Genomic DNA, 18,538 nt, shown 5'->3' with positions numbered 1-18,538 from the left:
GACCATAACTGTCGCCCAAGATAGACCTCAACGCGCTTCAGGGGAAGCCTCTGTGCAAAGCCTGCCGGACCCTGGCGCGGTATAAAACCAATAACGAGGTCTTTATGAACGCCCCTTTCGATCAGCTCTCCACCTGGCTGAAAGATCACAAGATTACCGAAGTCGAATGCGTGGTCAGTGACCTGACCGGTATCGCTCGCGGCAAGATAGCGCCCACCAACAAGTTCCTGCATGAGCGAGGCATGCGCCTGCCGGAAAGTGTGCTGTTGCAAACGGTAACCGGGGATTTTGTCGACGACGACATCTACTACGACCTGCTCGACCCGGCCGACATCGACATGGTCTGCAAGCCGGTGGCGGACTCGGTGTACGTAATACCTTGGGCGATCGAACCGACCGCCATCGTGATCCACGACACCTTCGACAAGTTCGGCAACCCGATCGAGCTATCGCCGCGCAACGTGCTGAAGAAAGTCCTGCAGCTGTACACCGACAAAGGCTGGCAGCCGATTGTCGCGCCGGAAATGGAGTTCTACCTGACCCAGCGTTGCGAAGACCCGGACTTGCCGCTCAAGGCGCCGCTGGGTCGCTCGGGTCGCGCGGAAAGTGGTCGGCAGTCGTTTTCAATCGACGCTGCCAACGAATTCGATCCGCTGTTCGAAGACGTCTACGACTGGTGCGAAGCCCAGGGCCTGGACCTCGATACGCTGATCCACGAAGACGGCCCGGCGCAGATGGAAATCAACTTCCGTCACGGCGACGCCCTCGACCTCGCCGACCAAATCACCGTGTTCAAGCGCACCCTGCGCGAAGCGGCGCTCAAGCACAACGTTGCCGCGACCTTCATGGCCAAGCCGATTGGTGACGAGCCGGGCAGCGCCATGCACTTGCACCAGAGCGTGGTGGACATCGTCACCGGCAAGCCGATCTTCGCCAATGCCGACGGCAGCATGAGCGAGCTGTTCCTGCACCACATCGGCGGCCTGCAAAAATACATTCCGAAACTGCTGCCGATGTTCGCCCCTAACGTGAACTCGTTCCGCCGCTTCCTGCCGGACACCTCGGCCCCGGTCAACGTCGAATGGGGCATGGAAAACCGCACCGTCGGCCTGCGGGTCCCGACCTCCAGCCCGGAAGCGATGCGCGTGGAGAACCGCCTGCCCGGTGCTGACGCCAACCCGTACCTGGCCATCGCCGCCAGCCTGCTCTGCGGCTACCTGGGGATGATCGAACAGATCGAACCGAGCGCGGCCGTCGAAGGCCGCGCCTACGAACGCCGCAACCTGCGCCTGCCGATCACCATCGAGGACGCCCTGGCGCATATGGAAGATTGCGCAACCATCGAGCGCTACCTGGGCAGCAAATTCGTGCGCGGCTACGTCGCCGTCAAACGCGCCGAGCATGAGAACTTCAAGCGGGTGATCAGTTCGTGGGAGCGTGAGTTCCTGATGCTCAGCGTCTAAGTCCTGCAGCGGCCTTATTACCGTTTTCGCGAGCAGGCTCGCTCCCACAGGGCCAGATGCAAAACCTGTGGGAGCGAGCCTGCTCGCGAAGACGGCCGATCAAACACCAGAGATCCACCTGAATAAATTCAATAATTCCAAGAGGTGTCGTTATGCGTCTATTGAAAACCCTGGTTCCCGCCACCCTCGCGCTGTTGTGCAGCGCAATGGCCCAGGCCCAGCCCAGTGTCAGCGTGTACAACTGGACCGATTACATTGGTGAAACCACCCTCGCCGACTTCACCGCGAAAACCGGGGTCAAGGTGATTTATGACGTGTTCGACTCCAATGAAACCCTGGAAGGCAAGCTGCTCGCCGGCCGCACCGGATATGACGTGGTGGTGCCTTCCAACCACTTCCTCGCGCGCCAAGTGAAGGCCGGGGCGTTCCTCAAGCTCGACCGCGAACAGTTGCCGAACTGGAAGAACCTCGACCCGAAACTGCTGACCCTGCTGGAAAAAAACGACCCGGGCAACGCACACTCGGTGCCGTACCTGTGGGGCACCAATGGCATCGGCTACAACGTCGACAAGATCAAGCAGGTGCTGGGGGTTGACCATATCGACTCGTGGGCGGTGATGTTCGAGCCGGAAAACCTGAAGAAACTCAGCCAGTGCGGCGTGTCGATGATGGACTCGGCCGACGAGGTCTACCCGGCGATCCTCAACTACATGGGCATGGACCCGCGCAGCGAGAAGGTCGAAGACTATAAGAAAGCCGAAGCCAAGCTGTTGACCCTGCGCCCATACATCACCTACTTCCACTCCTCCAAGTACGTCTCGGACCTGGCCAACGGTGATATCTGCATCGCCTTCGGTTACTCGGGCGATGTGTTCCAGGCCGCCAACCGCGCCAAGGAAGCCAAGAACGGGGTGAACATCGCCTACGCAATTCCCAAGGAAGGCAGCAACCTGTGGTTCGACCTGCTGGCGGTCCCGGCCGACGCCGGCAACCCACAGCAGGCCTATCAGTTCATCAACTACCTGCTCGAACCTGAGGTGATCGCCAAGGTCAGCGCCACGGTCGGCTACGCCAACCCGAACCCGGCGGCCAAGCCGTTCATGGATCAGGAGCTGGTGAACAACCCCGAGGTCTATCCGCCCCAGGCCGTGCTCGACAAACTCTACATCTCGACCACCCCGACTCCGGAAATCATGCGGCTGATGACCCGTTCCTGGAGCAAAGTGAAGTCCAACAAATGAATCAGTTCACTGACCTCAACCCGGCCCAGGAGCACGCCCGCTCCTACTACGCCGCAACCGCCAACGGCTTGCAGTCGCGCCCGGCGCTGAGCGGCGATCTGGATGCCGATGTCTGCGTGATTGGCGGCGGTTTTACCGGCGTCAACACCGCCATTGAATTGGCCCAGCGCGGGCTCTCGGTGATCCTGCTGGAAGCCAGGCGCATCGGCTGGGGCGCCAGTGGACGCAACGGTGGGCAGTTGATCCGCGGAATCGGCCATGACGTCTCGGGCTTCAGCCGCTATGTCGGTGACGAGGGCGTGCGCTATCTGGAGCGCGCCGGCATCGAGTCGGTGCAAGTGGTGGCCGATCGTATCAATGCCCACGACATCGATTGCGACTTGCGCTGGGGTTTCTGCGAGCTGGCCAACACCCCTGCCCAGTTCGCCGCCTTCAAGGACGAACAGGACAGCCTGCAGGCCCAGGGTTATGCCCACGAAACCCGCCTGGTAGCCCCGCAGGATATGCGCCAGGTGGTGAATTCGTCGGTGTATGCCGGCGGCCTGGTGGACATGGGCTCGGGGCATCTGCATCCGCTCAATCTGGTGTTGGCTGAAGCCCAGGTGGCCGAAGCGCTGGGCGTGCGGATCTTCGAGCAGAGCCCGGTGCTGGAGATTATCCATGGCACTGCGGTGCAGGTGCGTTGTGCCGCGGGGACGGTGCGCGCCGGGCATTTGGTGCTGGCTTGCAACGCGCATTTGGAAGAGCTGGAGCCAAAGCTCAGCGGCAAGGTGCTGCCGGCCGGCAGTTACATCATCGCCACCGAGCCGCTGTCGCAGCAGCAAGCCGATGAGTTGATCCCGCAGAATCTGGCGCTGTGCGACCAGAAAGTCGGCCTTGATTATTACCGGCTCTCGGCGGACCGGCGCTTGCTGTTCGGCGGCGCTTGCCACTATTCCGGTCGCGATCCGGCGGATATCGCTGCGTACATGCGTCCGCAGATGCTCAAGGTCTTCCCGCAGTTGGCCAATACGCGGATCGACTACCAATGGGGCGGACGCATCGGCATTTCCGCCAACCGTTTTCCTCAGGTCGGACGCCTGCAGGCGCACCCCAATGTGTATTACGCCCAGGGCTATTCCGGCCACGGCCTGAACGTCACCCACTGGTGCGCACGCCTGCTCGGCGAGGCCATCCACGCCGGCCACAGCCAGGGCCTGGATGTGTTCAGCGCGGTGCCGCACCTGACCTTTCCTGGCGGGCGGGCGTTGCGTACACCGCTGTTGGCGTTGGGTATGGCCTGGTATCGGGTGAAGGAGATGTTGGGCTGATTGCAGACTCAAAGAACAACCCGCAGGAGCTGGCTTGCCGGCGATGGTGGCATCCCGTCAACCACCGCTAACCGACCACCACCCCGGCAACAGCCGCTGCACCTTCGGCTCGGCAAAACGATCATCGATCAACATCACCACGCCTTGGTCCTGCTGGGTGCGGATCACCCGCCCGGCGGCCTGCACCACTTTCTGCAGGCCCGGGTAGAGGTAGGTGTAGTCATAGCCAGCACCGAACATCGTCGCCATGCGCTGCTTGAGCTGTTCGTTGACCGGGTTCAGTTGCGCCAGCCCGAGGGTCGCAATAAACGCACCAATCAGCCGCGCCCCAGGCAAATCGATACCCTCGCCAAACGCCCCGCCGAGCACGGCAAAACCGATGCCCTGACTGGAGTCGGTGAATTGATCGAGAAACACCTGGCGACTGCCTTCATCCATACCCCGCGACTGCGGCCACAGGCGGATGTGCGGATAACGCTGGGCGAACAGCTGCGCCACTTGCTGCAGGTAATCGAAGCTGCTGAAGAACGCCAGGTAGTTGCCCGCACGTTCCTCGAACTGCCGCGCCATCAACTCGACGATCGGCGCCAGCGACGCCTGGCGATGGACGAAGCGCGTGGAGATCTGACTGACCACCTGGACCTGCAGTTGCTCGGCACGAAACGGCGACTCGACGTCAATCCATACCGTTTCCGCCGGCAGCCCCAGCAGGTCGGCGTAGTAGCGTTGCGGATTGAGGGTCGCGGAAAACATCACCACGCTGCGCGCTGCCGTCAGCCGTGGGCGGATGAAGCCGGCCGGGATCACATTACGCAGGCACAGCTGCGACAGGCTGCGACCGGCCTTTAGCTCGCGCTTGCTGATATCGAACAGAAACTGCTGGTCGAACAACTCGGCGACCCGGCTGAACTGCAGCGCATCGAAGTAGAAGCGCTGCACTTCGCCGTCCAGGCCCTGGGGGTGATCGTTGAGGTAATCACCGATGGCTGCGGTGCACAGCGACAGGGCCTGCAGCAGCTTGTCCGGTAATTTGGCGTAGGCCTGATACGCCGCAACCTGCTCCTTGTGCACGGCATTCCATTCGCGATTGAGCCGTTGCAGGCTCTTTTTCAACGCTTCGGGAGCGAGCTTGCGCATGCCATTGAAACTGCCTTGATCGAGGCTCGCGCTGTACATCTGCCGCCCGCGCTCCACCAGGTTGTGGGCTTCATCCACCAGCACCGCGACCTTCCACTGGTTGGCCTGGCCGAGGCCGAACAGCAGCGCACTGAAATCGAAGTAATAGTTGTAGTCGGCGACCACCAGGTCGACCCAGCGGGCCATTTCCTGGCTCAGGTAATACGGACAGACCTGATGCGCCAGGGCGATCTCGCGCAGCGCCGCCTGATTCAGCAGCGTGACCTGGCTGGCGGCTTGGCGGGCGGCGGGCAAGCGGTCGTAGAAGCCCTTGGCCAATGGACAGGATTCGCCGTGACAGGCCTTGTCCAGGTGCTCGCAGCTTTTGTCCCGGGCAACCATTTCCAGCACCCGCAACGGTAGCGTCTCGGCGCTGTCGATCAGCACCTGGGCGGCGTCCAGGGCCAATTTGCGCCCCGGGGTCTTGGCCGTGAGAAACCACAGCTTGTCCAGTTGCTGCGGCGCCAGGGCCTTGAGCATTGGAAACAGGGTACCGAGGGTTTTGCCGATGCCGGTGGTGGCCTGGGCCATCAGGCAGCGCCCGGTGCTGACCGCCTTGAATACCGATTCCGCCAGGTGACGCTGACCGCGCCGGAAGTCCGGGTGCGGAAAGCGCAAGCCCTGCGCCGCCTGGTCGCGCGCCGTACGGTGGGCCATTTCCTGCGTAGCCCAGCTCAGGAACAGCTCACATTGTTGCTGGAAAAATGCCTGCAGGTCGGCGGCGCTCCAGGTCTCGACCAGGCTGGTTTCCTTTTCACTGACGATGTCGAAGTACACCAACGCCAGATTGACCGCCGGTAACTGCAGGGTCTGGCACAGCAGAGCACCGTAAATCTTCGCCTGGGCCCAGTGCAGGTGGCGGTGGTTGGCCGGCATGCGCTGCAGGTCGCCACGGTAGGTCTTGATTTCCTCCAGGCGATTTTGCTCAGGGTCGTAGCCATCCGCCCTGCCCTTGACCGTCAGCTCGCGGTACTCACCCTGCAAGGGCATTTCGCTCTGATAACTGGCGCTGCGCCGCGAGGCCACCGTGCGATGCCCGGCGATGCCCTCCAGGGCGGTGGGCGACGGGGTGAAGCGCAGGTCGAGGTCGCCGGCCTTGGCGGTGAACTCGCAGAGCGCCCGCACGGCGATGCGGTACGTCACGCGGCGAGTTCCGCCCACTGCACGTAGCACACGGCAATCGGCATCTGATGCTCCTGGCAGAACTCCAGCCAGCGCAACTGGTTGTCCTGCAGGCGATCGCCCGGGCCTTTGACCTCAATCATCCGGTAGCGGCGTTGCTCGGGCCAGAACTGGATCAGGTCGGGCATTCCGGCGCGATTGGCCTTGATGTCCAGCAGCAGGCGCTCGAACCAGTGTTTGAGGTGTTCGGCGGGCAGGCAAAGCATCGCCTGCTCCAGCAGTTCTTCGGTCAATACGCCCCAGAACACGAAAGGCGATTGCACCCCGGCTTTTTCACGAAAGCGCTGGCGCAGGGTGTCGCGGTAGCGGCCATCGTCCAGCTCCGCCAGGCACACCTGGAACAGCTCGCTGCGGCGGGTCTGGAAATCCTCGCTCAACAGGTCCACCGGACCGCGCTGGAACGGGTGGAAAAAGGCCCCGGGCAACGGGGCGAAGATCGCCGGCCAGCACAACAGGCCGAACAGCGAGTTGATCAGGCTGTTCTCGACGTAGTGCACCGGGGCATCCGGCTGATGAAGGTGCGCCTGCACATGAAACTCCACCGACAGCGCCGGATCGGCCCGCAGCAGCTCGAGATCCAGGCGTTCCATTTGCCGGGCCTTGGGCCGTGGTGTGGGCGGTCCGCCGAGCTTGCGCCGCAAGCGCGGCAACACGCGCGCCAACTGTTGCAGCTCGGCGGCGCTCTGCGGCGCCCGCTCGGCCTCGGTCGCCAGCTCCAGCGCCAATTCGTATTCGGCGCAACGCTCCAGCACCCGGATCAACCGCCCCCGCGCGCCGGGGTAACCACTCTGGCGATAGAGGCCCAGCGCCCCAGGCCAATCGGCCACCCGCTCACAATGCTGGCCCAGCTGGAACAGCAGTTTGCCGCGACGCCGCTCCAGCCAGGGGTTGGCGGTGTCCAGCGCAATAATCTGCGCCACCACCTCTTCCAGCGCCTCGCCGGCCTCGAAAGCCTGCTGGCATTGATGCAGATAGAGGAACGCGTCGACGTCATCGCGACTGCGCAAGCCCCGGGACTCGCTGCAGATCTCGACCTTTTCGTAGGTGAAGATACCGAGGTCGGCCAGCACGAACTCCGACCAATCCTGGTAGAGGTTGCCGAAGAACATCAGCCGCAGGCGATCGCACAGCGCCATGATGGTCAGGCTGAACAAGCGATCGTCCAGTTCCGGGTACCAGGCTTTCAGCGCCTGCGGCGGATCCAGGCGCAAACGCAGCGCTTCCAACCATTGGCTTTTCTTCGCCTTGGGTTGCTCGATGGCCGTGCCGAAGCAAGCGAGAATTTCCGCCTTCAACAGCACTTCGAACACCTGATCGAGGCTCAATAGCGCCTGTTCGTCGACCCAGCCCAGCGCCATCAAGGGTTCGACTGCCAATGCTGGATCGCCGATTTCCGTGTACTGCAGCTTGCCCAGGCGAAAATGCTCGCCCTTGCGCATGACCATCCGCACCAGCAGCGCCTGGGAGGCGCGTGGCAACTCGGCAAAACTGTCGATGAAGGCTTGTTCCTGCGGACTCAGCACGTCGGCATAGCGCTGCTCCAGCCAGGCAAGCACCTGCCGGAAGTTATTCAGGTAGTAGAACGGATCTTCGAGCGGATTGGCGGTCACAAGTAGAAAGGGCCATGGCGAAAATGGATACTGGTTATGCATACAGATATCAGTTTTGCCACGGCGCTGGCAACCGTAAAGGGATCAATGGCGGTTTCACCCGCATTTTCAGGGGCTAAGCGAACTTTTCTGGATAACACAGGACCAACCCGTCAGAAACTTTTCAGGCAACGAGAGATGACGACATGACCATCCGCACACTCAGCATGCCCCTGGCCATCACCGCCCTGCTGGCGCTGGCAGGTTGCTCGACACCCACGGTGGTGACCCTGCAGAACGGCACCCAATACCTCACCGAGGACATGCCCAAGACCAGCGACGATACGGGCTTCGTCGAGTTCCGGGACATATCCGGGGCGAAGGTCAAGGTCAAGGCGGATGATGTCGCCACCGTCCGCAAGGAGGACTGATCCTGACTTAGCTGCCGGTACGGATCTTGTTCCACAAGCGCGTCCGAATCCGGTCGATATTCAGCGGCATAGCCTCCAGGGCAAACAACTTGCCCATCATCTCCGGGCTTGGGTAGACCTTGGTGTCATGCTTGATCGCCGGATCGACCAGGCTGTCAGCGGCCTGATTGCCATTGGCGTAATGCACGTGATTGCTGATGCTGGCCATCACGTCCGGGCGCAATAGGTAGTTCATGAAGGCATAACCGGCCTTCTCGTCAGGCGCGTCTGCCGGCATTGCCACCATGTCGAACCAGATCGCCGCGCCTTCCTTGGGAATGGCGTAGCCGATGTCGACGCCGTTGTTGGCCTCTTTGGCGCGGCTTTCAGCTTGCAGGATGTCACCGGAGAAACCTACAGCGACGCAGATATCGCCATTGGCCAAGTCGCTGGTGTACTTGGATGAATGGAAATAGCTGACATACGGCCGCACCTTCATCAGCAAGGCTTCGGCTTTTTTGTAGTCCGCGGGGTCCTTGCTGTGATGCGGCAGCCCCAGGTAATTCAACGCTGCCGGTAACAGTTCAGGACCGTTGTCGAGAATCGCCACCCCGCATTTCTGCAACTTCTGCATATTCTCCGGCTTGAAGATCAGGTCCCAGGAGTCCACGGGCGCATTGTCCCCCAGTACCGCCTTGACCTTGGCCACGTTGTAGCCAATCCCGGTGCTGCCCCACAGGTACGGGAAGCCATGTTCGTTGCCCGGGTCGTTGTTTTGCAGGGCCTTGAGCAGCACCGGGTTTAGGTTCTGCCAATTCGGCAACTGGCTCTTGTCGAGTTTCTTCAACGCCCCGCCGGCAATCTGCCGCGCCATGAAGTGGTTGGAGGGAAACACCACGTCATAGCCCGACTTACCTGTCATGAGCTTGCCATCCAGGGTTTCGTTGCTGTCGTAGACGTCGTAGCTGAAACCGACTCCGGTTTCTTTCTGGAAGTTTTTCATCGTGTCTGGCGCGATGTAGTCCGACCAGTTGTAGACCTTCACGGTCTCGGCCGCCTGGCTGAAAGTGGCGGCCAGGGTCAAGGGCGCAAGGAACAAGGCTGCGTAGGGCAAGCGGATCATGATTCGAGTCCTGTATGGCGTTGTTATTGGCAGGTTTCGGGTGATCAGAGGATCAGAAAATCAAGACGTAGGTCTTGCGCACGGTTTCCTGGATGTCCCAGATACCGGTGCTGTTGGCGGGCAACATCAGTGCATCGCCCGCTTCTATATGCAGGGTTTCGCCGTTATCCGGGGTGAAGGTGCAGCGACCCTGGATAAAATGGCAGAACTCCTGGGCGACGATCTGCCGCCGCCAACGGCCCGGGGTGCACTCCCAGATGCCGGTTTCGACGCCATCGCTGCGTTCGACACTGGTGCTCGAGGTCATGGCGACCGGCTCGCCCAGCGGCACGGCAACCGGCGCCGATTCATCCAGGCTAACGTGGGAGGTGTTCTTGAACTGGGTAATACTCATGCTGATACCTGTCGGTGATTTGAACGCGTTTAGTGCATGAAACCTTCCATAAACCCCGCCACCTGCATCGCCAACTTGCGCCGCCACGGCGCACTGTCGGGATTGGCCAGCACTTGGTCTTCATGGATGAAGCTGCGGATGATTGCGTTGTAGCCCAGCCAGCGCAGCGGCTCGGGCTCCCAGGCACGTAGTGCGTCAAGACCTCCCTGAGGAATGACCCACGGCTGGCGGATCAAGTCGCTGTCGCGGCCAAGGATCAGATCGGCCAGGGTGCGCCCGCCGAGGTTACTGGCGCCGACACCCTCACCCCCATACCCGCCCGACAGCGCAATGCCAGTGCGTTGGTCACACAACATGTGCGGCTTGAAGCGCCGCGACATGCCCAGGTTGCCGCCCCAGGAATGGGTGATTTGAACATCCTTCAACTGCGGGAACAGCTCACCAAACAAATAGCGGCGTAACTCGACTTCGCTGCGCGTCAGGTCGAAGTCGTGGCGCAATTTGCCGCCAAACTGGTACCCCCCGCGCGCACCAAACACCAGGCGATTGTCGGCAGTGCGTTGGCCGTAGGTGACCTGGCGGCTGCTCTCGCTGAACGCCTGGCCTCGCTCGAGGCCGATGCTTTCCCAAGTCGCCGCCGAGAGCGGCTCGGTGGCCACCAACAGGCTTTGCACCGGCAACTGATAGCGCCCCAAGGGCGCCAAGGTGGCCGCATAGCCCTCCACCGCCGGCACCAGCCAACGGCTGCGCACGCTGGCCTTGGCCGTGCTCAGACTGCCCGACTGCCAGGCCGTCACCGGACTGTTTTCATAGATTTTCACCCCCATGCGCTCGACCGTGCGGGCCAGGCCGCGTACCAGTTTCGCCGGGTGAATGGTCGCGCAATGGGGGGCATAGATGGCGCCGTAGGGCCTGGCGAGGCGAATCTGCTGATTCAGTTGCTCGGGGCTCAGCCAGCGGTAATCAGCTTCATTCAGTCCTTGGGCATAAAGACCGTCCAGATACCTGCGCAGGCTGTGCTCCTGCTCCGGGTAGCGCGCTGCGCAATACAGCACCCCACCCTTGCGGTAATCACAGTCAATGCCTTCACGTTCGATGACGATCTCTACTTCATCGGGAATGCTGTGCAGCAAGTCGAAGGACCCGCGGCGCTGTTCGGCAGGCAGGCCGGCCAGCAGGCGGTCTTCGCCCAGCAGGTTACCCATCAGCCAGCCGCCGTTGCGTCCCGAGGCGCCGAAGCCGGCCATTTGTGCCTCGATGATGGCGATGCTCAGCTCAGGTGCCTGACGCTTGAGGTAATAGGCGGTCCAGAGCCCGGTGTAACCGGCGCCAATGATCGCCACATCGACGTCCAGGTCGTGCTCCAGCGCCGGGCGCGGCAGCAGTGGCTCTTCGAGCTGGTCCATCCATAAACTGATCGTGCGCCACGCTGGCATGCAAGTCTCCGCCACTCAAGTTTCGATGGCGTCGATCCTAGTGCCTGGCCTCAGGGCGTGTCTTGCGCGCGTGCACGCAAGGAAATTTGCCGCACGTAAGCCTTGGGCGACAGACCGGTGTGCTGACGGAAACAGCTGTAGAACGCTGACAACGAGTTAAAGCCCGCAGCGAACGCCAATTCATCGGTACGCACCGGCGGGATAGCCCGTTCCAGCGCCGCCAGCAAATGGCGCAAGCGCGCCTGATTGACGTAGCGGTAGAAACTCTGACCCAGCACCTGGTTGAGCAGGTAGGAGATCTGGTTGCGGCTGTAACCGCACTCCTCGGCCACCCGCTGCAGGTCCAGTTGCGGATCGAGATAGGGCTGCTGGCGCTCGAAGTACTGCTGCAGGTCCTGGGCCATGAAGCTCAGTTGCCGTGGCGACAGCCCAAGGCGACTGGCTGCCGGACGACTGCCGGCCTGAGTCTGGCACCCTGGCTGCTCATGGACCAGCGAGGCGTATTCATTGACCCGCCAGATCAGCCCGTCGCGCACGGTAATGGCTTCACTCGAACGAAACGACACCAGACCCTCGCCACCGCGCAGGGTCATGCGGTACTGGATAAAGGCGGTGTCGCCATCGAGGCGAATCCGGTCCGAGTGTTCCAGCGCCTCTTCGGGATCGCGCGGCATGCTGCTGCGCACGTACTCGCGCAACTCGCTCAGACCCAGGACGCGGTTCTGGAAAAAGTCGTGGTACTGGATATCCGGGTGATACAGCGCCATGACGCCGTCCAGATCGCGGTGCTTCCAGCACAGGTGATAGCGCAGCACGGTTTCGCCGGTGGCCTGGGTCAATAACGGGCCGTCGTCAGGGACAGACATGGGGTTCTCGGAAGTAGTGGCAAGCGCGCCGGGGCTCAATGACATCACGGAACGTGATGCAGCGCAAAAAACTGCAATCTATCGCCAATCGGCCTGAAAAACCCGGTAACCGGATTAAAATTGAATGCTATTTTTAATCACTCAAACGGTTGGGCCATTGACGGCACTACTCTCCTCCCATGAGCTGACGGAACGGCTCGATGTCGAAGGTGGGCAACACATGAACAGGGCTTCGTTCAGCAAGGTTACATTTCCCAATGCCTGCCAGCTGATGCGCTGGCATTTTCATCCGATGGGCTTTGAAGGCCACATGGATGCACCGAGCAGCATGATCGCCCGGCTATTCGACCGTGTCAGCGGTGAAACCCTGATTGCCATCGCCGGCATCCCCTGCGCCACGGTGATGAATGCCGCCGATGTCGAGCGCATCATCGAGGCCGTCGAGGACGAACTGGAAGCCTTCATCCCCTCTGTGGCGCTCCGGCATATTGCCTGAGCGCTAGCGTTGCCGCCCCTGCCGCGCCGGCTCACTGCCAGCATTGCGTAGATCAGCAAAAAACGGTTTGCCGGCAGGGATTCGATCAGAGGCCCTCGGCATGTTCACTGCTGTGCCCTCCTGAGCGTCAACGTACCAATGGCAATGTTTCACTGCCCGGGTGATCCCGACATAGGCCAGGCGCAGGATCTCGTCTTTCTGTGCGCTGTCGTATGGCTCGGCATCACCGTCCTTGCCCAATCCCGCCATGCGATAGACCTGGTTTTTGTAGGGCGAACTGGTCAGGTGCTGGCAATCCCCCAGCAGGAACACCGCATCGGCCTGCAGGCCCTTGGCGCTGTGATAGGTCAACTGCTTGAGGCGGCGCTGCGGGTACGGCAAGCTAGAATCAACATTAACTACAGATGAAATATGTTTTTCTATCAATAGCTTATCGCTGCTTTTTCGATACAACATCAAGATTGAATCGCCATTTCGGTAGTGCTCGGCCAGGCGCTTGCCCAGGGCTTCCTCGTCCCTGTCGTGAATGTTGACCGGCCACAGCTCACTGAAGTCGCCGCACGCCTTGGCTTTCTTGCCGGAGATCGCCGGCGCAGCGCGCACGATGTGTTCGGCGGCGTCAATGATGTGCTGGTGACTACGGTAGTTATCGCTGAGCATCACCCGGGTGGTGCTCGGTGACGGGAATTCCTTGTTGAACTCCATGAAGTACTTCGGCGAGCTGCCGCGCCAGCCGTAGATCGATTGCCAGTCATCGCCGACGCATAGGAGGGATGAGCGCTGGGCCCCGCGGCCGACATGCATGGACGGCCCGCGCCGGCGGATCTCGCTCAGGGTGGCGCGGATCCAGGAAACGATTTGCGGCGAAACGTCCTGGAATTCGTCGATCATCAAGTGCGCCATCGGCCGCAGCAGGTCGTCCGACAGCAGTTTGAGGTTTTCCGGCGAGTGCTCGCTGAACAGCGCGAACATGCGGTTATAAGTCATGACTGGCGGCGACTGGTCTAGCAGATGATCCTCGAAGGCACGCCAGAACAGACTCAACGCCTCGAAGAAAAACCGGTCCGGATCGTCCTTGGCGAAGGCCATCTGGCCGACTGCCGCGGGCACATCCAGGCCGAGGTTCTCGATAAAGCTTGCCGCCGCGACAAAACAATCGAGCAACGGCGCGCTGGCCAGCTCACCCTTGACCTTGTAATCGAAGCCCGGACCGGCGCTGGCATCTGCGGCCAGTGTACCGAGAACTCGCTTCGACGAATCGTAACTATCCAGCCATATCAATGGCTTACGACAGAAAGCTTGAAACAGGGTGCGCTTGACCGCCCATTCTGCGCGCACGGTCAGCTTGGCATTGGGACGGCTGAGCTGGGGGTTTTCCCTTGGATCAAAACCCAGCACTACCCAGGCATCCAGGGTGGGGATGTAGCCGTGGCAATGGAAGGTCGCACCATTGATCTCGAAGGTCTGGCGGTTCGGCTCGATGCCCTTGATCGGCCAGGCACCGGCACGCAGCCATAGATCCTCGACGGTATCGCAGAGTTCTTCGTCACGCTTGGCCGCCAACTCGGTCACCGCCATGCGCTTTTGCACGTCCGGGTGGTCGCGCTCCAGCTCCTTGAGTTGCAGGGCATGGCGCGATAACGGGGTGATCAGCTCCCGAAAGCGCTGATTGTCGGTAAACAAGCGATGAAAGCAGGCGTTAAGTCGCCGACGCTGGGCGTCGTTGATGCGCAGGTCAAAGGGGTTGCTGTCACCTTCGGCATCGTCGAACAAGGTACGCTCGCTAAGGTTTTCGAAGGCTTGCAGGCGCTCGAAACCCGGCAGGCTGCGGACCATCGGCAGGATCCGCGAATGGAAGGTGCGCACCAGTTCCCGCGCTGCTTTCTGGTCCAGCGGGCGCTGCCACAGGGCAAACAGATCGATCAGCTTATTGATGAAATCCTTGCGCGATTCGCGGGTGAACGTCACCACGGTCAGCGAGTCCAGCTCGAAACCGAGGTAGTGCACCAGTAATACAATGCGTAGCGCCAGCGTGGTGGACTTGCCCGCGCCTGCTCCGGCGATCACCGAGGTTGACGGGGTATCGCTGAAGATCATCTTCCATTGCGCCGCACTCGGCTGCCCGTTCGCTGGCAGCAGGCGCGCCACGTCGGCTTTCATTCGCTTCTTGATGTCGGCCGTCAATGGCAACCGCCAATCGTCGAAGAGGTGTTCATCGACCTTGGGCGCCGGGTGCTCGGTGCAACGGCTGTCGCGAATCAGTAGCACCTGCCGCCCTTCTTCCAGACCTTCGGCCTTGCCTTCCTTGAATCCGTAATCGACGCCGGCGGTATGCCCGCTGCGGAAACCGTCGGCCTGGCCATGCAGCCACGACGCGCGGTGCTGGGCGCGCAGGCGTGTCAGGCCATGACCGAAGAAACGCGCGGCCAGGCGCTTGAACCAGGGCATCTCGGACAGGGGCAAAAGCTCGGGAGGAAGATCGGGGATGTGACGCGGCACGCTGACTCCAGGGTGTGAGGCTGTTGTTGGCTATGGTGTCTGCATTTGCCATTGAGTTCTAGTCAAATGCTTGTCGATCATTGGTTTAAGGGATGAAGTGAAAGTGTATTGCCATATTGACGGCGGCGTTATAAATCGAACAATTTGATTGGATTGACGCAGTTTTTACGCTTTTTATCGATCATTTGTTGATAGATGATGCTCGCCATCAACCACGGTTCTCGATTAGTGACGAACCTTTTCAGGAGACGATCATGCTTGAACTCAGGCCCTTTGCTTCCCTGGGCGGCGCCAACCACGGCTGGCTGGATGCCCACCACCACTTTTCGTTCGCCGAGTACTACGACCCAAAACGCATGAACTGGGGCAACCTGCGGGTGTGGAACGACGACGTGATCGCCCCCGGCACCGGTTTTCCAACCCACCCCCACCGCGACATGGAAATCATTACCTATGTTCGCGAAGGGGCCATCAGCCATGCCGACAACCTCGGCAACAAGGGTCGTACCGAGGCTGGCGACGTACAGGTGATGAGTGCCGGCACCGGGATTGCCCACAGCGAGTACAACCTGGAATCGACAGCGACGCGAATTTTCCAGATCTGGATTGTGCCGAACGAGTCTGGCCTGGCGCCTTCCTGGGGTGCGAAACCCTTTCCAAAAGGCCAGCGCGAGGGTTTTGTGACCCTGGCCAGCGGTAAGGCCGGCGATGACCAGAGCCTGCGGATCCGCGCCGACGCCCGTTTGGTGGCGGCCAATCTGAAGGCAGGGGAAACCGCCGAGTATTCACTGGATGCCGGACGGCGCGCCTACCTGGTGCCTGCCACCGGGGTGATCGAGGTCAACGGCCTGCGGGCGGAGGCTCGGGATGGGGTGGCGGTGGCTGAAGAGCGGCTGCTGCGGGTGACGGCGATTGAGGACAGTGAGATTGTCCTGGTGGATTTGGCATAAATCACAGTAGGAGCGAGCCTGCTCGCGATGGCGGCCGAATATTCAGCAGTGAATCTTCTGACCCCATCGCGAGCAGGCTCGCTCCTACAAAATTCGCTGTCCTACAGTGTTCTATCCAACCAGCGACGGCTGCACACGATTGATATTGGCCATAAAGCCCTCTGCCGGCAACGGATGCCCCAACAGATAACCCTGCAGCGAATCGCAGCCCAGTTTCGTCAGAAAATCCTGCTGCACCCCGGTTTCCACACCTTCGGCCACAATCCGCAAGCCCAATGCCTGACCGAGGGCGACGATGGCAGAGACGATCGCCGCGTCATCGCTGTCGCGTTCCAGGTCACGAACGAAACCACGATCAATCTTCAGTTCGTTGGCTGGCAAGCGCTTGAGGTACATCAGGCTGGAATAGCCGGTACCGAAGTCATCAATCGACAAGTCCACGCCCATATCCGACAACTGCTGCAACACCGCCATACTGGCATCGGCATCGCTCATGGCAGTGGTTTCGGTGATTTCCAGGGTCAGGCTGTTGGCCGGTAGACCATGGGTGGCCAGGGCCATGGCCACGCTCTGTACCAGTCCCGCATGGCAGAACTGCAAGGCCGACAGGTTCACCGCAATTCGCCAGTGGCTGAAACCCTGCTGGTGCCAGATGCGCATCTGCCGACAGGCTTCGTTGAGTACCCATTCGCCCATCGGGATGATCAACCCGGTTTTTTCCGCCAGTTCAATGAACTTGTCCGGCATCAGCAGCCCCTGAATCGGGTGTTCCCAGCGTAGCAAGGCCTCGGCTCCGACCGGCTGGCCGTTGCTGGCATCGAACTTGGGCTGGTAATGCAGGCGGAACTGCTGCTGCTCGACCGCGCTGCGCAGGTCCTGCAGCAACTGCAGGTGACGCCGCGCATCCGTGTTCATCGACGCATCGAAGAAACGATAGCCGTTCTTGCCGGTGCCCTTGGCGTGGTACATCGCCGCGTCGGCGTTCATCAGCAGTTCTTGCGGAGTCAGGCCGTTGCCCGGGAAAACCGCAATGCCGATGCTCGCGGAAATCTGCAGGTCATGTTCGCCGACCCGGAATGCCTGGGAGATCAAGCCGACCTGGCGCGCCGCCAGGCGCAAGGCATCGGTGGGCTCATTGAGCTGCACCAGCAGCACGAACTCGTCACCGCCGATCCGCGCCAGGGTGTCGTGGCTGCGCAGGTCCTCGCGCAGGCGCAGGCTGACTTCGCGCAGCAACTGGTCGCCCATGTGGTGGCCAAAGGCATCGTTGACCGGCTTGAAACCATCCAGATCGATGAACATCAGCGCGAAGCAACCGCCCTGCTCCTGGGTCAGGTGCATCGCCTGGTCGATGCGGTCAGCCAGCAAGATGCGGTTCGGCAGCCCGGTGAGGGTGTCGTGCAGGGCCAATTGGGTCAGTTCGCGGTTGGCCAGGGTCAGGGAATTGGCCAGCTCGGCGGTACGCGCTTCGAGGCGCGCGTCGAGAATCGAGGTCAGCAAGGCAATGCTCAATACCGCCAGGGTGGTGACCAGTACCAAGTTGTCCAGGCCCTTGCCGCTCAAGCCATTGAGCGCCGCGCCACAGAAGCTGCCATCGGCAAAGCGCGCCGCGGCCATCCCGGTGTAGTGCATGCCGACGATCGCGATGCCCATGATCACCGCCGCGCCGCCTCGGGCGAAACGTACGTAGGGGGTGTTTTGCCGCAGGCGGAAGGCGATCCACAGCGCCGCAGCCGAGGCGCCGACGGCGATCAGCAGCGAGGCGCCGAACAGGCTCGGGTCGTAGTCGATCCCCGGGGTCATGCGCATCGCGGCCATGCCGGTGTAGTGCATGGCGCTGATGCCCGCGCCCATGACCAAGGCGCCAAAGCCCAATTGCCACGCCGGCAACTCGGGCTGGCTGACCAGCCACAGGGCAAAGCCGCAGGAACCGATAGCGATCAGCAGCGACAAGGCGGTGATGCCGAAGTCGTAGCCCAGGTCGATGGGCAGGCTGAAGGCCAGCATGCCGATAAAGTGCATGGACCAGACGCCAACGCCCATGGCCAAGGCGCCGCCGGCCGTCCATACATGCACCGCCCGCCCCTTGGCAGTGGCGATGCGCCCGGTCAGGTCCAGAGCTGTGTAGGAGGCGAGGATGGCCACGCAGAGCGAAATCAAAACCAGGGCGGGTGAATAGTTACCGATGAGCATCAAACTTCTCGACTATGCCTTGCCGTACTGCGTCCGTGCGGGTGGGCGAAAGCCGTCGATTGTACTGATTCCAATGGCGAACGCACCTGCTAACTGAGCAAAAGGCCATTAGTGCGTGGGAAAGATGTAACAGGGCGGTGGACTGGCACCCACCGCAAACCCTGTAGGAGCCAGCTTGCTGGCGAAGGCGCAGGGACAGCCGACATCATC

14 protein-coding genes are annotated in these 18,538 nt (G+C 61.3%); 6 read left to right on the top strand and 8 right to left on the bottom strand.

Features of this window, described 5'->3' with window-relative positions; translation table 11 throughout:
* Window positions 1-104: 104 nt before the first annotated feature.
* The 3 genes from NR126_RS00565 to NR126_RS00555 all read left to right on the top strand — a co-directional run bounded on the left by NR126_RS00565 (window position 105) and on the right by NR126_RS00555 (window position 4,014).
* The gene (locus NR126_RS00565; RefSeq protein ID WP_027618933.1) at window positions 105-1,463 is read left to right on the top strand and encodes a glutamine synthetase family protein; all 1,359 of its coding nucleotides are present in this window, start codon (window positions 105-107) and stop codon (window positions 1,461-1,463) included.
* A 152-nt stretch (window positions 1,464-1,615) separates the two neighbouring features.
* Entirely contained in the window at window positions 1,616-2,704 is a 1,089-nt protein-coding gene (locus tag NR126_RS00560) for a polyamine ABC transporter substrate-binding protein (protein ID WP_027618934.1), read from the top strand.
* Entirely contained in the window at window positions 2,701-4,014 is a 1,314-nt protein-coding gene (locus tag NR126_RS00555) for an FAD-binding oxidoreductase (protein ID WP_256829433.1), read from the top strand. Before NR126_RS00560 ends, NR126_RS00555 begins: the two co-directional genes overlap by 4 nt.
* Window positions 4,015-4,071: 57 nt before the next feature.
* Here the strand turns inward: NR126_RS00555 and NR126_RS00550 are convergent, their stop codons facing one another.
* The gene (locus NR126_RS00550) at window positions 4,072-6,333 is read right to left on the bottom strand and encodes an ATP-dependent DNA helicase (RefSeq protein ID WP_256829432.1); all 2,262 of its coding nucleotides are present in this window, start codon (window positions 6,331-6,333) and stop codon (window positions 4,072-4,074) included.
* Window positions 6,330-7,982 (bottom strand): VRR-NUC domain-containing protein, encoded by a 1,653-nt coding sequence (locus NR126_RS00545; RefSeq protein WP_372825449.1) that lies wholly within the window; start codon window positions 7,980-7,982, stop codon window positions 6,330-6,332. The genes NR126_RS00550 and NR126_RS00545 overlap by 4 nt, the downstream gene beginning before the upstream one ends.
* A 185-nt stretch (window positions 7,983-8,167) precedes the next feature.
* Here NR126_RS00545 and NR126_RS00540 point away from each other — a divergent pair, with 185 nt between their 5' ends.
* On the top strand, window positions 8,168-8,392 hold the full coding sequence (locus tag NR126_RS00540; protein WP_027618938.1) for a YgdI/YgdR family lipoprotein: 225 nt from the start codon (window positions 8,168-8,170) through the stop codon (window positions 8,390-8,392).
* Between the two features lie 7 nt (window positions 8,393-8,399).
* On the opposite strand, the gene NR126_RS00535 is transcribed toward NR126_RS00540, so the two are convergent.
* Genes NR126_RS00535 through NR126_RS00520 form a run of 4 tightly spaced genes read right to left on the bottom strand, consistent with a single transcriptional unit; the run spans window position 8,400 to window position 12,190 of the window.
* Entirely contained in the window at window positions 8,400-9,494 is a 1,095-nt protein-coding gene (locus NR126_RS00535) for a polyamine ABC transporter substrate-binding protein (protein ID WP_027618939.1), read from the bottom strand.
* Between the two features lie 52 nt (window positions 9,495-9,546).
* A complete protein-coding gene (locus NR126_RS00530; RefSeq protein ID WP_105754250.1) occupies window positions 9,547-9,888 on the bottom strand; it encodes a cupin domain-containing protein in 342 nt (113 codons plus the stop codon).
* A 29-nt stretch (window positions 9,889-9,917) separates the two neighbouring features.
* Complete coding sequence (locus NR126_RS00525; protein WP_256829430.1) at window positions 9,918-11,324, bottom strand: FAD-binding oxidoreductase; 1,407 nt, start codon at window positions 11,322-11,324, stop codon at window positions 9,918-9,920.
* A 50-nt stretch (window positions 11,325-11,374) separates the two neighbouring features.
* Complete coding sequence (locus tag NR126_RS00520; RefSeq protein WP_105754252.1) at window positions 11,375-12,190, bottom strand: AraC family transcriptional regulator; 816 nt, start codon at window positions 12,188-12,190, stop codon at window positions 11,375-11,377.
* Between the two features lie 220 nt (window positions 12,191-12,410).
* On the opposite strand from NR126_RS00520, the gene NR126_RS00515 reads away from it, so the two are divergent.
* Entirely contained in the window at window positions 12,411-12,686 is a 276-nt protein-coding gene (locus tag NR126_RS00515) for a DUF1652 domain-containing protein (protein WP_027618943.1), read from the top strand.
* 3 nt (window positions 12,687-12,689) lie between these two features.
* Here NR126_RS00515 and NR126_RS00510 read toward each other — a convergent pair whose 3' ends face one another.
* Window positions 12,690-15,185: a UvrD-helicase domain-containing protein gene (locus NR126_RS00510; RefSeq protein WP_256829429.1), complete on the bottom strand. Its 2,496-nt coding sequence runs from the start codon at window positions 15,183-15,185 to the stop codon at window positions 12,690-12,692.
* A 254-nt stretch (window positions 15,186-15,439) separates the two neighbouring features.
* On the opposite strand from NR126_RS00510, the gene NR126_RS00505 reads away from it, so the two are divergent.
* Window positions 15,440-16,135 (top strand): pirin family protein, encoded by a 696-nt coding sequence (locus NR126_RS00505; RefSeq protein ID WP_027618945.1) that lies wholly within the window; start codon window positions 15,440-15,442, stop codon window positions 16,133-16,135.
* Between the two features lie 111 nt (window positions 16,136-16,246).
* On the opposite strand, the gene NR126_RS00500 is transcribed toward NR126_RS00505, so the two are convergent.
* Window positions 16,247-18,328, bottom strand: a complete 2,082-nt coding sequence (locus tag NR126_RS00500) for a bifunctional diguanylate cyclase/phosphodiesterase (RefSeq protein ID WP_256829428.1) — start codon at window positions 18,326-18,328, stop codon at window positions 16,247-16,249.
* Window positions 18,329-18,538: the final 210 nt, after the last annotated feature.

Origin of the sequence: Pseudomonas sp. Pse1, from assembly GCF_024519635.1 — a bacterium.
Lineage (GTDB): Bacteria > Pseudomonadota > Gammaproteobacteria > Pseudomonadales > Pseudomonadaceae > Aquipseudomonas.
The sequence above is the reverse complement of the archived record's forward strand: the minus strand, read 5'-3'. Positions and strand labels throughout refer to the sequence as shown.

Coding starts and splice junctions, on each gene's coding strand:
- NR126_RS00565 (WP_027618933.1), top strand. CDS start 105: ATGAACGCCCCTTTCGATCAGCTCTCCACCTGGCTGAAAGATCACAAG.
- NR126_RS00560 (WP_027618934.1), top strand. CDS start 1,616: ATGCGTCTATTGAAAACCCTGGTTCCCGCCACCCTCGCGCTGTTGTGC.
- NR126_RS00555 (WP_256829433.1), top strand. CDS start 2,701: ATGAATCAGTTCACTGACCTCAACCCGGCCCAGGAGCACGCCCGCTCC.
- NR126_RS00540 (WP_027618938.1), top strand. CDS start 8,168: ATGACCATCCGCACACTCAGCATGCCCCTGGCCATCACCGCCCTGCTG.
- NR126_RS00535 (WP_027618939.1), bottom strand. CDS start 9,494: ATGATCCGCTTGCCCTACGCAGCCTTGTTCCTTGCGCCCTTGACCCTG.
- NR126_RS00530 (WP_105754250.1), bottom strand. CDS start 9,888: ATGAGTATTACCCAGTTCAAGAACACCTCCCACGTTAGCCTGGATGAA.
- NR126_RS00525 (WP_256829430.1), bottom strand. CDS start 11,324: ATGCCAGCGTGGCGCACGATCAGTTTATGGATGGACCAGCTCGAAGAG.
- NR126_RS00520 (WP_105754252.1), bottom strand. CDS start 12,190: ATGTCTGTCCCTGACGACGGCCCGTTATTGACCCAGGCCACCGGCGAA.
- NR126_RS00515 (WP_027618943.1), top strand. CDS start 12,411: ATGAACAGGGCTTCGTTCAGCAAGGTTACATTTCCCAATGCCTGCCAG.
- NR126_RS00505 (WP_027618945.1), top strand. CDS start 15,440: ATGCTTGAACTCAGGCCCTTTGCTTCCCTGGGCGGCGCCAACCACGGC.
- NR126_RS00500 (WP_256829428.1), bottom strand. CDS start 18,328: ATGCTCATCGGTAACTATTCACCCGCCCTGGTTTTGATTTCGCTCTGC.